At 37.3% G+C, this 569-nt stretch carries 1 protein-coding gene; it reads right to left on the bottom strand.

What is annotated here, in order from left to right; translation table 11 throughout:
- Window positions 1–5 precede the first annotated feature (5 nt).
- Window positions 6–569: an HAD-IIIA family hydrolase gene (locus AC1TO8_RS23875; protein WP_482058071.1), complete on the bottom strand. Its 564-nt coding sequence runs from the start codon at window positions 567–569 to the stop codon at window positions 6–8.

Raw genomic sequence — 569 nt, forward strand, 5'->3', positions numbered from 1 at the left:
CTGTGTTATCGGATGGCCCTGTCTTCTTCGATATCACTCACGAAATTCACTATGTAGTTTACCGCATCCTCGAAATCTCTCGCAATATAGTCCACTTCTGTATTTGACCATTTATGTCTATATTTATTTAGTGCTTCATTTCCTGCACCTGTTAATACTAAAACCTTCATACACCCAGCATTATATCCGGCCAAAATATCTGACCATCTATCTCCGATTACAATACATCTAGTTAAATCTAGTTTATTCTCTTCTGCTGCTTTGAATAGCATCCCTGGATTAGGTTTACGACAGTTACATCCTTCAGTATGTTGATGTGGGCAAATGTACACTGCATCAAAGCCAAAATCTATCATTTCGTTTCTAAAGGATTCCTCTGTAGCTTCGCCTCTTGAAATACCCGGTTGATTTGTAAATCCAAGTAGTTTTATCCCTTCTTTTTTTAGCCTATTTAAAGCTTCATGAGTATACTTAAACAATTCAAATGAACCCGGATAAAGTACTTCATCGGTTCCTCCAATTGTTCCATCCCGATCGATAAACACTGCTTGTATTTTATTCTCTTCCAT

The sequence above is a fragment of the Paenibacillus sp. Y859 genome (genome assembly GCF_056786405.1).